We start from the raw sequence: 17,915 nt of genomic DNA on the forward strand, positions 1-17,915 counted from the left end.
GCGGGCTTGCCCGCGAAAAGGCCAGTTCGGGCAACATAAAGCCAGCAGGCATAAAAAGGCCCCGGAGTTCGCACTCCGGGGCCTTTTGCATTTCAGCGGTGAAGTTACGCCGCTTTCGCTTCCGGCTGGCTCAGCGAGCGGTTGAGCGCGCTGAACAGTGCCTTGAAGCTGGCGGTGGTGATGTTTTCATCGATACCCACGCCGTGCACTGCGCGTTCGCCATTCACACGCAGCTCGATATAAGCCGCAGCCTTGGCGTTGGTGCCCGCGCCGATGGCGTGTTCGTTGTAGTCCATGATCTCCACCGGAATCGGCAGACCGGCCACCAGCGCTTCCAGCGCGCCGTTGCCCTTGCCGCGCCAGTGCAGGTTGGTTTCGCCCTGACCCTTGCTCGCCACTTCCACTTCGACGGCGCTGTGGCCGTTTTCTTCCTGCAGGCGATGGCTGACCAGCGCATACGGAGTGTTGGCTTGCAGGTACTCAGTGTGCAGCAGCGAGTGGATCTGCTGGGCAGTCATTTCCAGGCCGAGGCGATCGGTTTCACGCTGCACGACCTGGCTGAACTCGATCTGCATGCGGCGCGGCAGGCTGATGCCGTATTCCTGCTCCAGCAGGTAGGCGATACCGCCCTTGCCCGACTGGCTGTTGACGCGGATCACCGCCTCGTAGCTGCGGCCGATATCGGCCGGGTCGATCGGCAGGTACGGCACTTCCCACAGGGTGTCCGGTTTCTGCTGGGCGAAGCCCTTGCGGATCGCGTCCTGGTGGGAGCCGGAGAACGCGGTGTGCACCAGGTCGCCGACGTACGGGTGACGCGGGTGTACCTGAATCTGGTTGCACTCTTCGACGACTTTGCGCACGCCGTCGATGTCGGAGAAGTCCAGTTGCGGGTCGAGGCCCTGGGTGTACATGTTCAGTGCCACGGTCACGAGGTCGACGTTGCCGGTACGCTCGCCGTTGCCGAACAGGCAGCCTTCGACGCGGTCGGCGCCGGCCATCAGGCCCAGCTCGGTGGCAGCCACACCGGTGCCACGGTCGTTGTGGGTGTGCAGGCTGATGATCACGCTGTCACGACGGTTGATGTTGCGGTGGAACCACTCGATCTGGTCGGCGTAGACGTTCGGGGTCGCGCACTCAACGGTGGCCGGCAGGTTGAGGATGATCTTGTGCTCGGGCGTCGGGTTCCAGACCTCGATCACCGCGTCGCAGACTTCCTTGGCGAATTCCAGCTCGGTGGCGCTGAAGGTTTCCGGCGAGTATTCGAAGGTCCACTCGGTGTCCGGCTGCATGGCAGCGTATTTGACGAACAGCTTGGCGGCGTTCACGGCAATGGCCTTGATCCCGTCCTTGTCCTGATTGAACACGATGCGACGGAAAGAAGGGGAGGTGGCGTTGTACAGGTGAACGATCGCCTTCTTCGCCCCGCGCAGGGATTCGAAAGTACGCTCGATCAGGTCTTCACGGCCCTGGGTCAACACCTGGATGGTGGTGTCGTCCGGGATGTGACCGTCTTCGATCAGGGTACGCACGAAGTCGAAGTCGGTTTGCGAAGCCGCCGGGAACGAGGCTTCGATTTCCTTCACGCCCACCTGCACCAGGGTTTTCCAGAAGCGCAGCTTTTTCACCGCGTCCATTGGCTCGATCAACGACTGGTTGCCGTCACGCAGGTCGGAGCTGCACCAGATCGGCGCGGCATCGATGGTTTTCGACGGCCAGGTGCGATCCGGCAGGTTGATCACAGGAAACGCGCGGTATTTCGAAGACGGGTCTTTGAGCATGCTCATCGGGAAATTCCTTATTGTCTGGGCCGAAAAGAGGCGGCCTGCCGGTGGAACGAATGTTCGGAGAAGCTTGGGACGAGGCGCAGCGATTCAGCCCGGCAGTCGTGCGCTGACAAGGCACAGGCTGCGGTGCTGGCGAAGCTGAATAAGGGTGTGAGAGGTTTTCATGCCTTCAACCCTAACCGCGGGGGATGAGGATGGCAAGCAGTCGAAAAAAATTGAGAGGAATACCCGGAAAGCAGTTTTTTCCGAGATTTTATTCTTTGAATTAGAGGGATTGTTTGCAGAGATTGCGCAGTCCTTTCGTCGTGCGCAATCCCTGTGGGAGCGAGCTTGCTCGCGATGAGGCCAGTCGCCTCACCCGTAAATCAAGGCTGGAACGCCCCAATGAAAATCGCCGGATCGACCCGCGCGTCGTTCAGACTGACGTTCCAGTGCATGTGCGGCCCGGTCGCCCGACCTGTGGCACCCACCTTGCCCACCACCGCGCCGCGAGCCAGTTGCTGGCCGTTCTGCACGTCGATCTTCGACATGTGGCAGAACATGCTGATGAAGCCCTGGCCGTGGTCGACGAACACGGTGTTGCCATTGAAGAAGTAGTTGCCGATCAGGATTACCTTGCCCGCTGCCGGAGTCTTGATCGGTGTGCCGGCCGGCACCGCGAAGTCCAGACCTGCATGGGGATTGCGTTCTTCACCGTTAAAAAAACGGCGCACGCCAAACTTGCTCGACAGCGGCCCGTTGACCGGTTTGTCCAGCAACAGGTTGCTCGGTGTGTTCGGGCTGAAGCTGCGATAGGCCTTGATCTGCTCGGCCATTTCACCCTCGATGCGCTTCAGGTTCGCCGGGTTCGGATTGACCTGTTGCGTGTTCTTCAGCGTGATGTGCTGTTCCGGGTACTTCTTGTTGCCGACGGTGAAGTTGAGGTTACGGCCGCCGCTGCTGATTTGCTGGGTGCCGGGTTTGACGGTCAATGGAACGCCGACAATCGCCAGCCAGTTGTTCTGTTCCTTGACCACCAGCACCGGTTTGCCCTGATACGTGGCTTTCGGTGCCTGCGCGGCGCTGCCCAAATCGACGACCGCGACGCCGCCCGGCACTGGTTTGTTCAGCAGGCGGGTGATGTAGCTGTCGGCGTGGGCGTTGAAGGTCAGGCACAGCAACAACAGCGGAACAAGAAAACGCGGCATGGATCAGTCCAGTAAAGAGAGAGTGACAGGCGTCAGGTGATTGTCCTCGACGCGCACTTGCAGTTCGCCTTCGCCCAGTCTGGCCTTGAGGCGCTGGCCGGTGTGGGTTTGCGCCGCGTTGCGGATCGCGTTGCCACGCTCGTCGAGCAGAATGCTGTAGCCACGACCGAGGGTCGCCAGCGGGCTGACCACGTGCAGGGTCTGCATCTGGCTTTGCAACTGCAGGCGTCGGCGTTTCAGGCCTTCGTTCATGGCGCGTGGCAGGCGCTCGGCGAGACTGTCGAGACGCTGGCGCAGCAGCGCCAGCTGCCGTCCGGGGTGTTGCCCGGCAAGGCGGGTTTCCAGTCGAATCAGACGTTCGCGGCGGGTATTGAGCTGGCGCTCGAACGCCCGGCGCAGGCGCATGTCCAGATCATCCAGACGCTGTGCCTGCTGGCGCAGACGTTCGCCGGGATGGCGCAAGCGGCGGGCCATTCCTTCCAGTCGCAGACGATCACGCATCAAGCGGTCGCGCATGCGCATCACCAGTCGGCGGTGCAGGCTTTCGACCTGACGGATCAGGTGGCTGGAATCCGGGGCGAGCAGTTCAGCAGCAGCGGACGGCGTCGGTGCGCGCACGTCGGCCACAAAGTCGCTGATCGACACGTCGGTTTCATGGCCGACCGCGCTGACAATCGGCGTCACACAGGCGTCCACCGCCCGGGCCACGGCCTCTTCGTTGAAGCACCAGAGGTCTTCCAGCGAACCGCCGCCGCGCGCCAGGATCAGTGCGTCGAAGCCCCGGGCGTCCGCCAGCTTCAAGGCGCGGACGATCTGCGCCGTGGCTTCGCGGCCCTGAACGGCAGTCGGGATCAGCGTCAGTTGCACTTGCGGCGCACGGCGTCGGAACACGCTGATGATGTCGCGGATCACCGCGCCGGTCGGCGAACTGATGATGCCGATGTGCTGCGGATGGGCCGGCAGCGGCACTTTGCGCTCGGCACTGAACAGCCCTTCAGCGCTGAGCTTTTCCTTCAAGGCATCGAAGGCCAGACGCAGGGCGCCATCACCGGCAGGTTCCACGGTGTCGAGAATCAACTGATAGTCGCCACGCCCTTCGAACAGCGAGACCTTGCCGCGCACCTTGACCGCCAGACCGTCCTTCAGCGCCTGACGCACCCGCGCAGCATTCTGGCGGAACAGTGCGCAACGCACCTGCGCACCGCTGTCCTTGAGCGTGAAATACACATGGCCGGACGCCGGGCGGGCGAGGTTGGATATTTCGCCTTCGACCCAGATGTTGCTGAACACGTCTTCGAGCAACACCCGCGCGCGGCCGTTGAGCTGGCTGACGGTCAGGACTTCGCGGTCGAGGCCGAGTCTTGCAAAGGGATCTTTAATCATGGGGCGCAGTTTAAAGGCTTTCGCCGGTGAATGTCTGGAGGAAGTGTTGCACCAAGGGTGTGGGATTTTGCCGAAAGGCGAGGGCGACGGTGCTCTGGCAATCGCCGGTCAGCGGCACAAATCTCACACCGGCAGGCGCGATGTCCTGCATCGACTCCGGCAGCAGGGCGATGCCGAAACCGGCCTGGATCAATTGCAGCTGTGTGGTCTTGCGCGACATTACCCGCGCTGCCTGGGGGAAAAAGCCGTGACGCATGCACAGGTCCGCACACAAATAGCTCAGCCCGCCGCGCTGCGGATGCGGTATGGAGATGAACGCTTCATCCTTCAATTGCGCCAGATTGACCGCATCGGCCTGTGCCAGTCGATGATCCGCCGGTACGGCAAGCAGCAGGCGCTCGGTGTAGAGCGGAACAACCTGAACACCTTCGCGCTGGCGCAGCACCGGCAGACGCAGAAGGCCGATATCGAGGTGGCCCTCAGCCAGCTCTTCAAGTTGTGCTTCCGAGGAGAGCGTGCCGATGTCCAGCGAAACCCCGGGTTGCTGCTCCAGGTAAGCGCTCATGTCGCGCAACAGTTGGCCGCTGATCGGCACTGTGCTGGAGTGGCACAAGCGCAACGTGCCGCGCTGGCCCTGGCCGATTTCCGTGGCGAGGGTGCTGGCCTTGTTCAATTCATTGAGCAGGTTTCTGGCTCGGGGCAAAAACGCTTCGCCAGCGGCAGTAAGCCGGGGCTGGCGTGCCGTGCGTTCGAACAGCGGCGTTTGCAGGCGGGTTTCCATGTCCTTGATCTGCCGGCTCAGCGCCGACTGGGCAATGAACAGGCGTTCGGCAGCAGCGCTGAAGCTGCCGCACTCGGCAATTTCCACGAAGTAGCGCAATTGACGGGTTGAAAGCACGAGGCATGCCTTTTCGAGATGGCTTGGCGGTTTTGATGATATTAGTCGCAACCCTCGGCGCTGGCTAAAGTCATCACAGGCTTATTAAAGGAAGCGAGCGGATGAGTGTGGCGGGTTTGTTGAGCGAATGGTCGTGGGGCTTCGGGGGCTGGGCAGTCATCGGAGTGGGTGTCGCGCTGGCCTACATCGTGTTCGGCATTGCCGGTTTTGGCACGGCGCTGGTGGCGGGGCCGATCCTGATCCTGTTCATGCCGCTGTCGAAAATCGTGCCGTTGCTGGTGTTGCTGGATTTTGTCGCCGCGTTCGGCAATCTGCTGCCGTCGCGGCGAGATGTGGCGAAGCCGGAGTTGCTGCGGCTGCTGCCGTGCATGGCAGTCGGGTGCACGCTGGGGGTGATTTTCCTGCTCAACCTCAAGTCCGATCTGCTGTTGTTGCTGATGGGACTGTTCATCAGCGCCTATGCGGTTTACAGCTTGTGGATCAAGGCCCGGCCGGCGCAGTTGTCCGCGATGTGGGCGTTGCCGATGGGCACGGTGGGCGGACTGTTCGGGGCGTTGTTCGGCAGTGGCGGCTTTCTTTATGCGATCTACCTCAACAGCCGGCTGCCCAAGGACGCGGCCCGGGCCACGCAAAGTGCGCTGATCAGTTGCAGCACGGTGGTGCGTTTGAGTTTGTTCGCCATCGCAGGCGTGTATGCGGAGCTACCCTTGTTGATGCTTGCGCTGTGCCTGCTGCCGGCCATGGCGCTGGGCTTGTGGATCGGACGGCGGCTGACGATGCGTTTGTCCCGCGAAGCCTTTGTGCGGCTGGTGACCTGGCTGGTGCTGGCGAGCGGGCTGGCGTTGATCGGTCGCTATTTAAGCACTTGACCGGATTGTCTCAGGGATTAAGCTGCCGGCCGCAGTTTCTGTGGGAGCGAGCCTGCTCGCGATAGTGCCGTATCAGCCAGCATTGAAGTGACTGACTTACCGCCATCGCGAGCAGGCTCGCTCCCACAGGGGTAACCTTCGGTATTTGCAGCAGGCTTGCACCATGAACTCCCAAAGCATCATCGTCCCGAAAATCTCCAACCTGCCGGTGCACGAGCCCCGCGCCCGGGCGATTCTGCGCTGGCTGGTGCGCAAGAACATCGTCAAGGAAGAACTGAGCACCTGCGGACGTACCGGCAACCGCATGGCCTACGCCATCGCCGATGGCGCCCGTGCGGTGGTGCTGCACCCCGAGGCGCTGCCGTTCGGTGAGCCGATCAATGGTCTGGAAGTCATAACCAAACGCTGCATCTACACTCCGGCCAAGGGCTTTCTCGAAGAGGCCGGTTGCGCCGAGTGTCGTCAGGAAATCGGCGAAGCGCTGTTCGAAAGCCTGGAAGACTGGATGCCGGGCCGTACCGACAATTTCACCTGCCCTGAATGCGGTCATGAAGACGACATCAACGGCTTTCTGTATTTGCAGGAGTGCGGGTTTTCCAACCTGGGTTTCATCTTCAATAACTGGCTGGAGGCGGGGTTCAAGCAGAGTTTCATCGACGAATTCGCCGACTGGCTGGATCAACCGGTGAGCTGGGTCAAGGTCGAGTTGTAGGGGCGGCTTTTCCCGTACATCAGCAACATTGATATAAGACAAGTTTTACATTGAACCCGAAGGGGTGTCTGACTATAATGGCGCGCTTCCATTTTCCCGCTCGGGAGCCCCCGCGATGCTGCGTATCAGCCAAGAAGCTCTGACCTTCGACGACATTCTTTTAGTGCCTGGTTATTCCGAGGTGCTTCCTAACGAAGTCAGTCTCAAGACCCGCCTCACCCGTGGCATCGAACTGAATATTCCTCTGGTTTCTGCCGCCATGGACACCGTCACCGAAGCCCGTCTGGCAATCGCCATGGCTCAGGAAGGTGGCATCGGCATTATCCACAAGAACATGACCATCGAGCAGCAAGCTGCCGAAGTCCGCAAGGTCAAGAAGTTCGAAGCCGGTGTGGTCAAGGACCCAATCACCATCGAGGCTGACGCCACGGTTCGTGATCTGTTCGAACTGACCCGCATGCACAACATTTCCGGCGTTCCGGTTCTGCACGATGGCGACCTGGTCGGCATCGTCACTTCCCGTGACGTGCGTTTCGAAACCCGTCTGGAAGCGACTGTTCGTGAAGTGATGACGCCCAAAGAGCGTCTGGTCACTGTTCGCGAAGGCGCCGACAAGAACGAAGTCCGCGAGCTGCTGCACAAGCACCGCCTGGAAAAAGTCCTGATCGTCGACGACAAGTTTGCCCTCAAAGGCATGATGACCGTCAAAGACATCGAGAAAGCCAAGGCCTACCCGCTGGCCAGCAAGGACGACCAGGGTCGTCTGCGCGTCGGCGCTGCGGTCGGTACCGGTAAAGACACCGGCGACCGTGTTGCAGCCCTGGTCAATGCCGGCGTTGACGTGGTGGTGGTCGACACCGCTCATGGTCACTCCAAAGGCGTGATCGACCGCGTTCGCTGGGTCAAGGAGAACTTCCCTGAAGTGCAGGTGATCGGCGGCAACATCGCCACCGGCGCAGCCGCCAAGGCCCTGGCCGAAGCCGGCGCCGACGCGGTCAAGGTCGGTATCGGCCCTGGCTCGATCTGCACCACCCGTATCGTCGCCGGTGTCGGCGTTCCGCAAATCAGTGCCATCGCCAACGTTGCCGCTGCCCTCGAAGGCACCGGCGTTCCGTTGATCGCCGACGGCGGCATCCGTTTCTCCGGTGACCTGTCCAAGGCCATCGTGGCCGGTGCTTCCTGCGTGATGATGGGCTCGATGTTCGCCGGTACCGAAGAAGCACCGGGCGAGATCGAACTGTTCCAGGGCCGTTCGTACAAGGCTTATCGCGGCATGGGTTCGCTGGGCGCCATGTCTCAGGCTCAAGGCTCTTCCGACCGTTACTTCCAGGACTCCTCGGCAGGCGCCGAGAAGCTCGTTCCGGAAGGCATCGAAGGCCGTGTTCCTTACAAGGGCACCCTGAGCGCGATCATTCACCAGTTGATGGGCGGTCTGCGCTCCTCGATGGGTTACACCGGCAGCGCCAACATCGAAGAGATGCGCACCAAGCCTGAGTTCGTGCGGATCACCGGTGCCGGCATGGCCGAATCCCACGTCCACGACGTGCAGATCACCAAGGAAGCGCCAAACTACCGCGTAGGTTGAGGCTTCAAGCAAAACGTTAAATGACCGGGGCTGTTTTATTCAGCCCCGAGTCGTTTCTGAATCAAGACTGTTTCTGAATTACTTAGACGAGACTGAATCATGGCCCTCGACATTCACGCTCACCGCATCCTGATCCTCGACTTCGGTTCGCAATACACCCAACTGATCGCCCGCCGCGTGCGCGAGATCGGTGTGTACTGCGAACTGCACCCGTTCGACATGGACGAGGATGCGATCCGCGAATTCGCTCCAAAAGGCGTGATCCTCGCCGGCGGTCCCGAGTCCGTGCACGAAGCCAACAGCCCGCGCTGCCCGCAAGCGGTGTTCGACCTGGGCGTACCGGTCTTCGGCATCTGCTACGGCATGCAGACCATGGCCGAGCAACTGGGCGGCAAGGTTGAAGGTTCCGAACTGCGTGAGTTCGGTTATGCCCGCGTTGACGTGGTCGGCAAGAGCCGTCTGCTCGACGGCATCGAAGACCACATCGACGCCGACGGCCTGTTCGGCCTCGACGTATGGATGAGCCACGGTGACAAGGTCACCAAAATGCCAAGCGATTTCCACATCCTGGCCAGCACCCCGAGCTGCCCGATCGCCGGCATGTTCAACGACGAGCGTGCTTACTACGGCGTGCAGTTCCACCCGGAAGTGACCCACACCAAGCAGGGCGGTCGCATCCTGTCGCGCTTCGTTCTCGACATCTGCGGCTGCGAAGCCCTGTGGACCCCGTCGAAGATTGCCGAAGACGCGATCGCCAACATCCGCGCACAGGTCGGTACCGACAACGTGCTGCTGGGCCTGTCCGGCGGTGTGGATTCCTCGGTGGTTGCGGCGCTGCTGCACAAGGCCATTGGCGATCAGCTGACCTGCGTATTCGTCGACAACGGCCTGCTGCGTCTGCACGAAGGCGAGCAAGTGATGGCCATGTTCGCCGAGAACATGGGCGTCAAGGTGATCCGCGCCAACGCTGAAGACCAGTTCCTGAACAACCTGGCCGGCGAAGCCGACCCGGAGAAGAAGCGCAAGATCATCGGCCGTACCTTCATCGACGTGTTCGATGCCGAATCCTGCAAGCTGGACAACATCAAGTACCTCGCTCAGGGCACCATCTATCCGGACGTGATCGAGTCGGCTGGCGCGAAAAGCGGCAAGGCGCACGTGATCAAGTCGCACCACAACGTGGGCGGCCTGCCGGACGAAATGAACCTGAAACTGGTCGAGCCACTGCGCGAACTGTTCAAGGACGAAGTCCGCCGTCTGGGCCTGGAACTGGGCTTGCCGTACGACATGGTCTACCGTCACCCGTTCCCGGGCCCAGGCCTGGGCGTGCGGATCCTCGGCGAAGTGAAGAAGGAATACGCCGACCTGCTGCGTCGCGCCGATCACATCTTCATCGAAGAACTGCGCAAGGCCGACTGGTACCACAAGGTCAGCCAGGCGTTCGTCGTGTTCCAGCCGGTGAAATCGGTGGGCGTGGTCGGTGATGGCCGTCGTTACGCCTGGGTCGTGGCCCTGCGTGCCGTGGAAACCATCGACTTCATGACCGCGCGTTGGGCACACCTGCCTTACGAACTGCTGGAAACCGTCTCCGGCCGTATCATCAATGAAATCGAAGGCATCTCCCGCGTTACTTACGACGTGTCGAGCAAGCCGCCGGCGACGATTGAGTGGGAGTGATCCCGCACACGCCCTGACGGCGTAAGAGCAGGTTACCCCGAGGCCGCGTGAACAGTGTTCACGCGGCCTTTTTATGGCCGCTTACAAGGGGCCGGACCAACCGGCCAGGGTCATGCCCCGTTCGTTCAGTGCCTTGAACAGGTCTTCGATACTGTTGAAGCGTTTTTCATGGAGGGCGGGCCACTCCGGGCGCTCGATGAACCAGCGGCCGGATTCCCAATGAATCTCCGTGCGCACAATCGCATTGTCGCGGCTGCGGTGAATCAGAAAGGTGGAGCGGGGTTCCTGTTTCAGGGTGTACATCCCCGGACGATTCAATAATTGATCGATCTCCTTTTGCGTCTGGGCTTTCCACGGCGTCTGCACCTGCAGGCGAATGTCACCTTTCACCTGCCCGGTCGGCTTGCCCTTGTCGTCGACAAAAGTCCTTCCGGGATCCGGTTCGAATCCACGGGATTTGCCGTATCCAACGTCTTCGATACGCAGGCCGATGGCATCTTCCAGCTCACTGACGCCGGCGACGCCCTCGTATATGTTGGAATGTGAGTTGCCCATGAGCGAGACCCATTTGTGTGGTTCGCGCGCGGCCTGATCGGCCTCGATGATCGTGTGGGCATAGAAGTTCATCATTTTCTGTCGACTCGTTGGCTCCAGGCCTCGCATGCCTTCCAGTCGGTAGCTGGCCATGCAGTCGATCGCCTGAATACGCACCCCATTACGGTTGGCTTCCTTCACCAGGTTGAGAAAGGTATAGCGACCTGTGGGATCGGTGATGTGACCCTGGTCGAGGCCCTCCAGGTACAGCTCAAGATCCCGAGGCATGACCGAGGTTCTGGCGAAATTGTCCAGCGCTGCCTGATGGAAGTCCGTGAGCAGATGTTCCATGTACAGGGTCTTCACGCCTTTTCGAGCGAGCACCGGCATCTGTTCGATGAGCCATTGTTTGCTGCCGATGTCTGCATGGCTTTCACCGACGACCAGACCGTTGAATTGCTCCAGGGATTTTTCGATGAACGATTCGGCGCTCGTGGCCGGCTCGATGGGCGCCAGCGTCGGACGTGGAGCGAGATTGAGCTCGGCATGAAAGTGGTTGGCGGTTTCACGCAGTTGTTGGCGCAACGCCTTGAACCTTTCGAGTGCCGGGTCAGCGTCGAAGCTCACAAAAGCATCGCCCAGTGTTCGATCATTGCCGATGACCGCGGCATTTTTCAGTTCATTGCGAAACGACGCGGGAATTTCATAAGGTGAGCTGATTAACGGGGTATCAGGCAGTGACACTTCAGGATTGAGCGCAGCGTCGGCACCGGAGACGGGTACCGACGGTTCCATGCCCGGCGATGGCCCCTCGGCCGCCAGTGGATCGATGCGCACGCGCCGGAGTGTCAGGCCTTCATCGTCCAGGGCTGTTGCCAATTCCTGAACACTGTCGAAGTGCCGTCCGCTGACTGAAATCCATTTTGGGCGGACGATGAAAAAGCCTCCGGCATCCTTCTGGATCGCTGTTTTCACCAGCGTGCCGTCGCCGCTGCGATGGATGAGTGTGGAGGGTTCCTGAAGCATGAACATGCCCCTTCTGGGCAAGGCTTCTTCGACCGTTCGGGCCGTGATCGCCGGAGGCGGTCCGTTCAATTGCAGGCGCAGATCGCTTTTAAGCAGGTCGATAGGGTTGCCGGCGAGATCGCGTACCTTTTTGCCCGGGTCGGTTGTCAGGCCTTCCGCCTGACCTACGGTGATCTCCTCGACTCGCAGTGTCGGTGCACCTTCCAGCTCACCCAGGCCGGCGACTTTGTCGAAGCGGCTGGCACGCCCCTCATCCACTAACGCCACCCAGCGATGGGCGCCCCGTGCTGCCTGATCGGCCTTGATCACGGTGTCGGAAAAGTAATTCAGCATCTTGCGGCTGCTGACTTCAGACGTGTGCTCCATGTTCGGGAAACGTCGGCTGGCCATACAGTCGATAGCTTGAACACGGATATGGCTTTTCTGAGCGTTCCTGACCATTTCCGTATACGAGTGGGGCCCTGTCGGGTCGGTGCCGAAGCGGGTGTCCAGTGATTTCAGATAATCTTCCAGCGCGGGCGGCATCTTGCCGGACTTGTGAAATACATCCAGGTCCGCCTGATGGAAATCGCTTAGTAGATGATCCAGATAAAGGGTTCGCACCTTCTGTTTGTTCAATGCCTTGAAGTTGTCGATCAAAACGCCACGGGCTCCAGTGCTGCTGTCCTGTCCAATGACCAGCCCAGGCGCCTCTTTGAGCAGGCGCTTGTTCATGTCGGCGAAAGACGTTGCGGGTTTGAAGGCCGGTATCGCTGGACGTGGCGAGGAGTTCGGGGCGCTGAAAAAGTCGATGGCGTCGTCATACAGACTGCGCCGCAAAGACTTGAAATCCTGATAGAGGCTGTCGCTCCCGGTCTGGCTGTTCAGCGGGAAGTCATCGACATGATTTTCCGCCAACGGGCGCAGAGTCGATCTGGACCACAGTGACGTGTCATAAGGCATCGTTTGTGTGGCCATTTCGGGCAATGGGTTTGCCGTATGACCCCAGGGCCAATCGCCGAACAATTTCATTCCCCCTTTGAGTCCTGGGCGGGCGACTGGCTGCCATTTCAACGCTTCGTTCAGGCGTACCGGCACGTTGCGATAAAACGAATAGGGATTGGCCGGGTCGACAATGACCCAGCTACGCATCTGCTCAACGTAACGCACCTGGTAGAAACCCTGGTTACCCAAGGCTCGGCGCATATAAATGTAGTACTTGCCGGAAGCGGTCTGAATGATCTCCTGGAATTTTGGGTCACCGGTTTCCATCCGGGTGCCTTCGCCGATCTCGGTCTTGAAGGACGCCAGAAAATCCTCCGGCGCTGCCGGCAGCACTTGCTTCGGTGCGATCTCTGCCAGTGTCGGCAGTGGTGAACGCTCCAGTGCGGCTTCGGCCAGTTTTTCGTCCGGTTTTACGGACAGTCCGGTTTGAGCAAGTTCTTCCTCCGGCGCAATGAAGGTCTCGGTTTCGGCAATCTCGGGCAGTTGTCCGCTGCCTTTGATGAACGTGGCGTTGAACAGCGTATCGATGGCCGCGAAGATTGCTCCGGTCACGCCGGCCTTGCGCGCCTGTGGTGTCTTGCCGTTGACCGCCTGATCGATCTGCAACCCGACGTTGGCGATGCCCGCACCGACCACCGCCAGCGCCACCGGCCAGCCAACGGCCGCCATCGGTCCGAATACGCGGTTGAAGGCGTTGAGGTAACCGATCCACAGCTTTTTGCGCAGGTCGCCGTTGGAGTGCAGCATGAATTCCGCATCGCTGATCATGCGGGCATGGGTGGCGGTCGCCAGAAAACTGAAGATATCGCCATTGAGTGCAATACCGGTGTGAGCCACCAGGGTGTGATCGTCGCTGTCCCAGGTGCTGACGAGCAGATCCAGCACAGGGTTCAGCCCGACATTCTCGATATGAGGGGCGCGCCACAACTCCGAGATACCTCCCGCCAGCGGGCCGAAGGCCCAGAGCCAGCGCCGTTTCGCGACGGCACGCCAGGATGTGTCCTCCATGATGTCGTGATCGGCGACCTGAAAGTGCGACATGAAGCGTTTTCGATCAGACGGATTTCTGATCTGCGACAGCACCCACCAATGCAGGTCGCGGGCGTTCTGCAGGGCATGCACACCCCAGACTTCTCCCGGGATGTAGAGAATTGCACCGCCCTTGCCATCGGTAATACACAGGATATCCGTCGCTACGAACCCGCCGATTTTCAGCAGGCCGATGCGCAACCCATCGGCTTGCGCAGCTTCTTCCTCGAGCATCTCGCGGGTCACTGGCCAGCTGACATTGCCGGCGATGGCTTTGACAGCGGTGCGGAAATTGTCGTCCGACAGCCGACCACCTTCTCGGTCTTCCGTGGCTTTGGCCAGAAAGGTGCACTTGGCCAGGGTTCGGAAGGTCTTGCCGTGCTTGGTCCAGAACGAATCGACCTTTTTGCGGTAGCGGTCGGCGAAGTTGATCGCCCAAAACGTCTTGAGCACATCGCTGCTGTGCAGCTTCACTTCATTGGTTTCGTTATAGGTGCCGGCGTCCGGGCCGGCGGTGTAGAAACCGGCATTGGAGTCGAGCAGGTCGGCGTTGTCCTGATCGTGAACGCTGAAGCGCTGAATCACCAGTTGCGGCAGGGTCATCGACTCGCGCGGGGTTTCGAACAGATGTTCCCAGCCGGTGAAGGTTCGAGGGCTGCTTTGTGAGGCAGTAAACCGATGCCAGTAAACCTGTTCGGGTTCCAGGTGAGCGAGGTCATGGCTGGCGAGAATATCTCTGGCAATCGCACAGGCCATTTCATACATGTCGGGGCAGGCCTCGACCAGTGTCGGCACCAATGCCTTGAGCGCCTTCCGGTCGTCGGCGTTGGGCAGGGCGATGTCTTTTGTTGTGTCCACAGTCTTTCCTTGAGCGTGGTGGTTGAAAAAAACACCGAGATCATTTCAAGTGCAGGCACGACACGTCTGTCAGCTAACGTGACGATTGATTGTCGTACTTGGGGAAAACCGGATAGGAAAACTCCGCAGCCAACGAGCGATCCGTAACCCGGGCGGGTCGAAATTGACCCGCCCGGTTTCCGTTCAAGCTGGAAGACGGCTTTGGAGTTGCAGTCCAATCTGCTTCAGTGCGCTGGATAATTGCTCAAGATTGTCGAAGGGTACGCGGTGTATCGCACCCCATGACGGGCGGTCAATGTAATAGCGCCCATCGGCGAAAGTCTGGACTGGGGTTTGAACAATCTCGCCATTCAGGTTTCGGTGGAATAGCCGGTAGGCGCCTTGCGAGCGTTCGAAAACATACATGCCCGCGCGATAAAGCAGTCGGTGTATTTGCAACTCGGTGCGGCTGACCGGCGCAGCTTCGATTTGCAGAAGCACATCAGCGTAATGCGTTTCGAGCGTTCCACGTTGTACCAGAGTCTGCGAATGTGGACCCCGTTCGATGTCAACGCCCGGGTCTACTGTCAAACGTTCGCCTTGTCCCGGATCGACCTCTTCAATCCGCACGCCGATGCCACCCTCCAGTTCGCTGACACCCGCAACGCCTCTGAACGTATTGGTATTTTCCACCCCCGTCAGCACCACCCACTTACCGACATTGTTCAGGCTTTTGTCCATGAACATGATGTCGGCTGTCAGGTGGTTGGTCATGATCTGTTCCTCGGGCAGCGTAAGTGAAACAGGCTTTTTGTAGGTCGCCGCGCAATCGGTGGCCTGGACCCGAATACCGTTTTCTCTGGCGCTTTTCACCAGCGCCAGTTCGTCTAACCGCTCAGCCGGATCGGTGCCGAGACGACTCAGGTACTGCTCAAGATCATCGGACATGACGCCTGACCTGAAATAGGCATTCAGCTCGGCCTGTGCAAAGTCGCTGAGCAATCGGCGTACATAGAGGGTCTTGACTCCCTGGCGCGCCAGAGTGGACATGTTTTCGATGACCAGTCGCATGCTGGTGATACGGCCCGGAGTTTCGCCGATGACCAGGCCGGGCGCTTCCTCAAGTGCTTGTGCAGCGAAGTCCGAGAAAGTCGTTGAGGGGGTGACCGCAGGAATCTGTGGGCGTGATGGAAGGTTCGCCCATTGGAGATTTTTGTAGAAGCGTCTGGCGGAGATCTGTAGTGCCCGTGCTTTTTCGGAGAAATACAGCGCATAACGATCTGGAGAAACTAACCCGCCGTCAGGACCGATCCGCAGTTCAATGTGGGTTTCGCGCAAGTTCAGGGCCCATCGTCGCAGTTCCAGCTCCCGCTGTGCGTCTACCGCGTAAGGGGTTATGACAATGCGAATGTTGTTTGAGGTCGAAGGTTGAGGCGCGACTGGCGCCGGGTTCGAAGGGGCAGGCTGCGTTGCGGGCTGTTCCGGTTCTGTGGCCGAGGGCTCGCGCGCATCAAGCTCAAGCGCCACATCTACAGTGCATTGCCTGCCCAGACACTGACCGCCCTGAGTCCCAGTTGAGTCATGCGCTCCCAAAGACCTTCGCTGTTCAAGCGCACGGGTATTGCGTGGATCAGTTGGTTGGGTCTGGCCGGATCAATGATTGCCCAGAATCCGCCCCCCCGTGAATCGTTGAAGTAGCGGACGCTATAGGCCGTATCGTTCATCAGGATTGCATAGGGCGGATCGGAGTTCAGCCTGTAGATTCCCTGGTATTTGCCCGGCTCCGTAACCGGATTCAGGCCCTCCAGTATTTCGTTGGATTGAAAGCGCTGCGGAATCTGTCGGGCTTGAACGGTTTGGGAGGAGAGCGAGGGCCGCTCTTGCGGAGCAGGCAGAATCTCGTTCGGTTCTTCTGGCGCCGGGTCCGCTGCGGTATCGGTTTCTGCCAGTTGGTCTGCCTCGTAGATCTCTGAAGGCGCGTCAAACTCGGCCAGTGCACCGGTGCCCTTGAGAAACGGAATATTAAACAACGCATCGATACCGCTGAAAATGGCCCCCAGGACACCTTCCTTGCGCTCCGCGGAAGTCTTGCCGTTGACGGCCTTGTCGATGTTCAACACCATGTCGGCGAGGCTCCCGCCAATCACCGGTAATGCAACGGGCCAGCCCACTACGGCCATCGGGCCGAAGACTTTCAGACCCGCGTTCAGATAGCCGATCCAGAGTTTCTTGCGCAGATCACCGTTCGAGGTCAGGGAAAGGTCCGCTTCGGCGAACATCGCGTTGTGTGTGCAGTCACGCAGCCAGTTGAATGCATCCGCCGTGACAGTGTGATCGTTGCGGTTGATCAGATGATGATCCGAATATCCCCAGGTGCTGACCAGTCGGTTCATCAGGTCGCTGATGTGCTCGGTCATCCATTGCCGGTCAGCCAGCGAGAAATGTTTGAGGAACAGATCGCGCGGTGCTTTCTCGTTCAACTGTTGCAACGCCCACCAGTGCATGTCAGTGGGACTGTCCAGCACATGAAAAGGCTGGTTGTCGCCGGGCACATAAAGGATTTGCCGGCCTGTCGAGTCGATGATGCGCAGGATATCGGTGGCCATGCGGCCGTCGATGTCCAGTGCGCAAACCCGTAGGCCATGACCGGCCATGAACTCGGTTTGCAGACTGTGCAGGCTTACTGGCCAGGTCAGGGGGCCGATGACCGCGCTGATTGCCGTCTGGAAGTCCCCGTCGCTCAGGTGGCCGAGCTCCCGGGCTTCAACCGCTTTGCCGAGGAAGTTGCATTTGGCCAGCGTGCGGAAGTCGCTGGAGTGCTGATCCCAGAACGACTGCAGCTCGTTGCGGTAACGCTCGCTGAAGTTGATGTTCCAGAAATCGCTGAGTACCTCGTTACCGTGCAGCCGGACTTCGTTGGTTGCATCGAAGTTTTCGGCGTCCGGTCCGGCGCTGTAAAACCCGCCGTACACATCGAGCAGGTCGGCGTTGTCCTGATCGGTGGCCCGGAAGCGCTGAATCACCAGCTGCGTCAGGGTCAGGCTTTCATAGGGCTTCTCACCATAATGCTGCCAACCGGTGAACGAGATGGACAAACTCTGAGCGGTTCTGAATCGATGGTAATAGACGTGATCGGGGTCGATCCCGGTAATGCCATGCCTGGCGAGCACTTCGGTGGCAACCTGACGGGCCGTGTCGTCAAGACTCGGACAGGCTGTGACGACCTGCGTGGCCATGACCTGAAGTGCAGCCTTGTCGGCGGCGTTGGGCTGTAGGCGCTGTTCTGCTGAGTTCATTCGCTCTATTCCTTGAGAGAAGTAGGAAGGGTGAACCATTTGCTCAAGGGGGATGTGGTACAGGGTTACTACCTGGTGTCACCCCGAATGTGCGGCCATCCGCCGCGCTGCCCT

The 17,915-nt window shown here is 59.9% G+C and carries 11 protein-coding genes; 4 read left to right on the forward strand and 7 right to left on the reverse strand.

Going from position 1 to position 17,915, the window contains the following annotated elements; genetic code table 11:
• Nucleotides 1-104: 104 nt before the first annotated feature.
• From leuA to DXT77_RS11830, 4 genes are all read right to left on the reverse strand, one after another.
• Complete coding sequence (gene leuA, locus DXT77_RS11805) at nt 105-1,784, reverse strand: 2-isopropylmalate synthase (protein ID WP_085709408.1); 1,680 nt, start codon at nt 1,782-1,784, stop codon at nt 105-107.
• Between the two features lie 365 nt (nt 1,785-2,149).
• On the reverse strand, nt 2,150-2,971 hold the full coding sequence (locus tag DXT77_RS11820; protein ID WP_119427721.1) for a peptidoglycan DD-metalloendopeptidase family protein: 822 nt from the start codon (nt 2,969-2,971) through the stop codon (nt 2,150-2,152).
• A gap of 3 nt (nt 2,972-2,974) precedes the next feature.
• Nucleotides 2,975-4,354, reverse strand: coding sequence for an exodeoxyribonuclease VII large subunit (gene xseA, locus DXT77_RS11825; protein WP_119427722.1), 1,380 nt, complete (start codon nt 4,352-4,354; stop codon nt 2,975-2,977).
• Between the two features lie 10 nt (nt 4,355-4,364).
• Entirely contained in the window at nt 4,365-5,252 is an 888-nt protein-coding gene (locus tag DXT77_RS11830; RefSeq protein WP_119427723.1) for a LysR family transcriptional regulator, read from the reverse strand.
• A gap of 101 nt (nt 5,253-5,353) precedes the next feature.
• Between DXT77_RS11830 and DXT77_RS11835 the strand changes: the two genes are divergently transcribed.
• From DXT77_RS11835 to guaA, 4 genes are all read left to right on the forward strand, one after another.
• Nucleotides 5,354-6,121 (forward strand): sulfite exporter TauE/SafE family protein, encoded by a 768-nt coding sequence (locus tag DXT77_RS11835; RefSeq protein WP_119427724.1) that lies wholly within the window; start codon nt 5,354-5,356, stop codon nt 6,119-6,121.
• A 163-nt stretch (nt 6,122-6,284) separates the two neighbouring features.
• Nucleotides 6,285-6,833, forward strand: coding sequence for a hypothetical protein (locus DXT77_RS11840; protein ID WP_011335799.1), 549 nt, complete (start codon nt 6,285-6,287; stop codon nt 6,831-6,833).
• A 115-nt stretch (nt 6,834-6,948) separates the two neighbouring features.
• Nucleotides 6,949-8,418, forward strand: coding sequence for an IMP dehydrogenase (gene guaB, locus DXT77_RS11845; RefSeq protein ID WP_034156270.1), 1,470 nt, complete (start codon nt 6,949-6,951; stop codon nt 8,416-8,418).
• 99 nt (nt 8,419-8,517) lie between these two features.
• A complete protein-coding gene (gene guaA, locus DXT77_RS11850; protein WP_085709414.1) occupies nt 8,518-10,095 on the forward strand; it encodes a glutamine-hydrolyzing GMP synthase in 1,578 nt (525 codons plus the stop codon).
• Between the two features lie 81 nt (nt 10,096-10,176).
• On the opposite strand, the gene DXT77_RS11855 is transcribed toward guaA, so the two are convergent.
• The 3 genes from DXT77_RS11855 to DXT77_RS30105 all read right to left on the reverse strand — a co-directional run bounded on the left by DXT77_RS11855 (nt 10,177) and on the right by DXT77_RS30105 (nt 17,801).
• Nucleotides 10,177-14,526 (reverse strand): membrane-targeted effector domain-containing toxin, encoded by a 4,350-nt coding sequence (locus DXT77_RS11855; protein WP_119427725.1) that lies wholly within the window; start codon nt 14,524-14,526, stop codon nt 10,177-10,179.
• A gap of 183 nt (nt 14,527-14,709) precedes the next feature.
• Nucleotides 14,710-15,843 carry a membrane-targeted effector domain-containing toxin gene (locus tag DXT77_RS30100; protein WP_256662938.1) on the reverse strand — a complete coding sequence of 378 codons (1,134 nt, stop codon included), beginning with the start codon at nt 15,841-15,843 and terminating at the stop codon, nt 14,710-14,712.
• Nucleotides 15,844-16,034: 191 nt separating this feature from the next.
• Entirely contained in the window at nt 16,035-17,801 is a 1,767-nt protein-coding gene (locus DXT77_RS30105; RefSeq protein WP_256662939.1) for a dermonecrotic toxin domain-containing protein, read from the reverse strand.
• Nucleotides 17,802-17,915 lie beyond the last annotated feature (114 nt).

This window comes from Pseudomonas sp. 91RF, assembly GCF_003576265.1.
Lineage (GTDB): Bacteria > Pseudomonadota > Gammaproteobacteria > Pseudomonadales > Pseudomonadaceae > Aquipseudomonas > Aquipseudomonas kribbensis.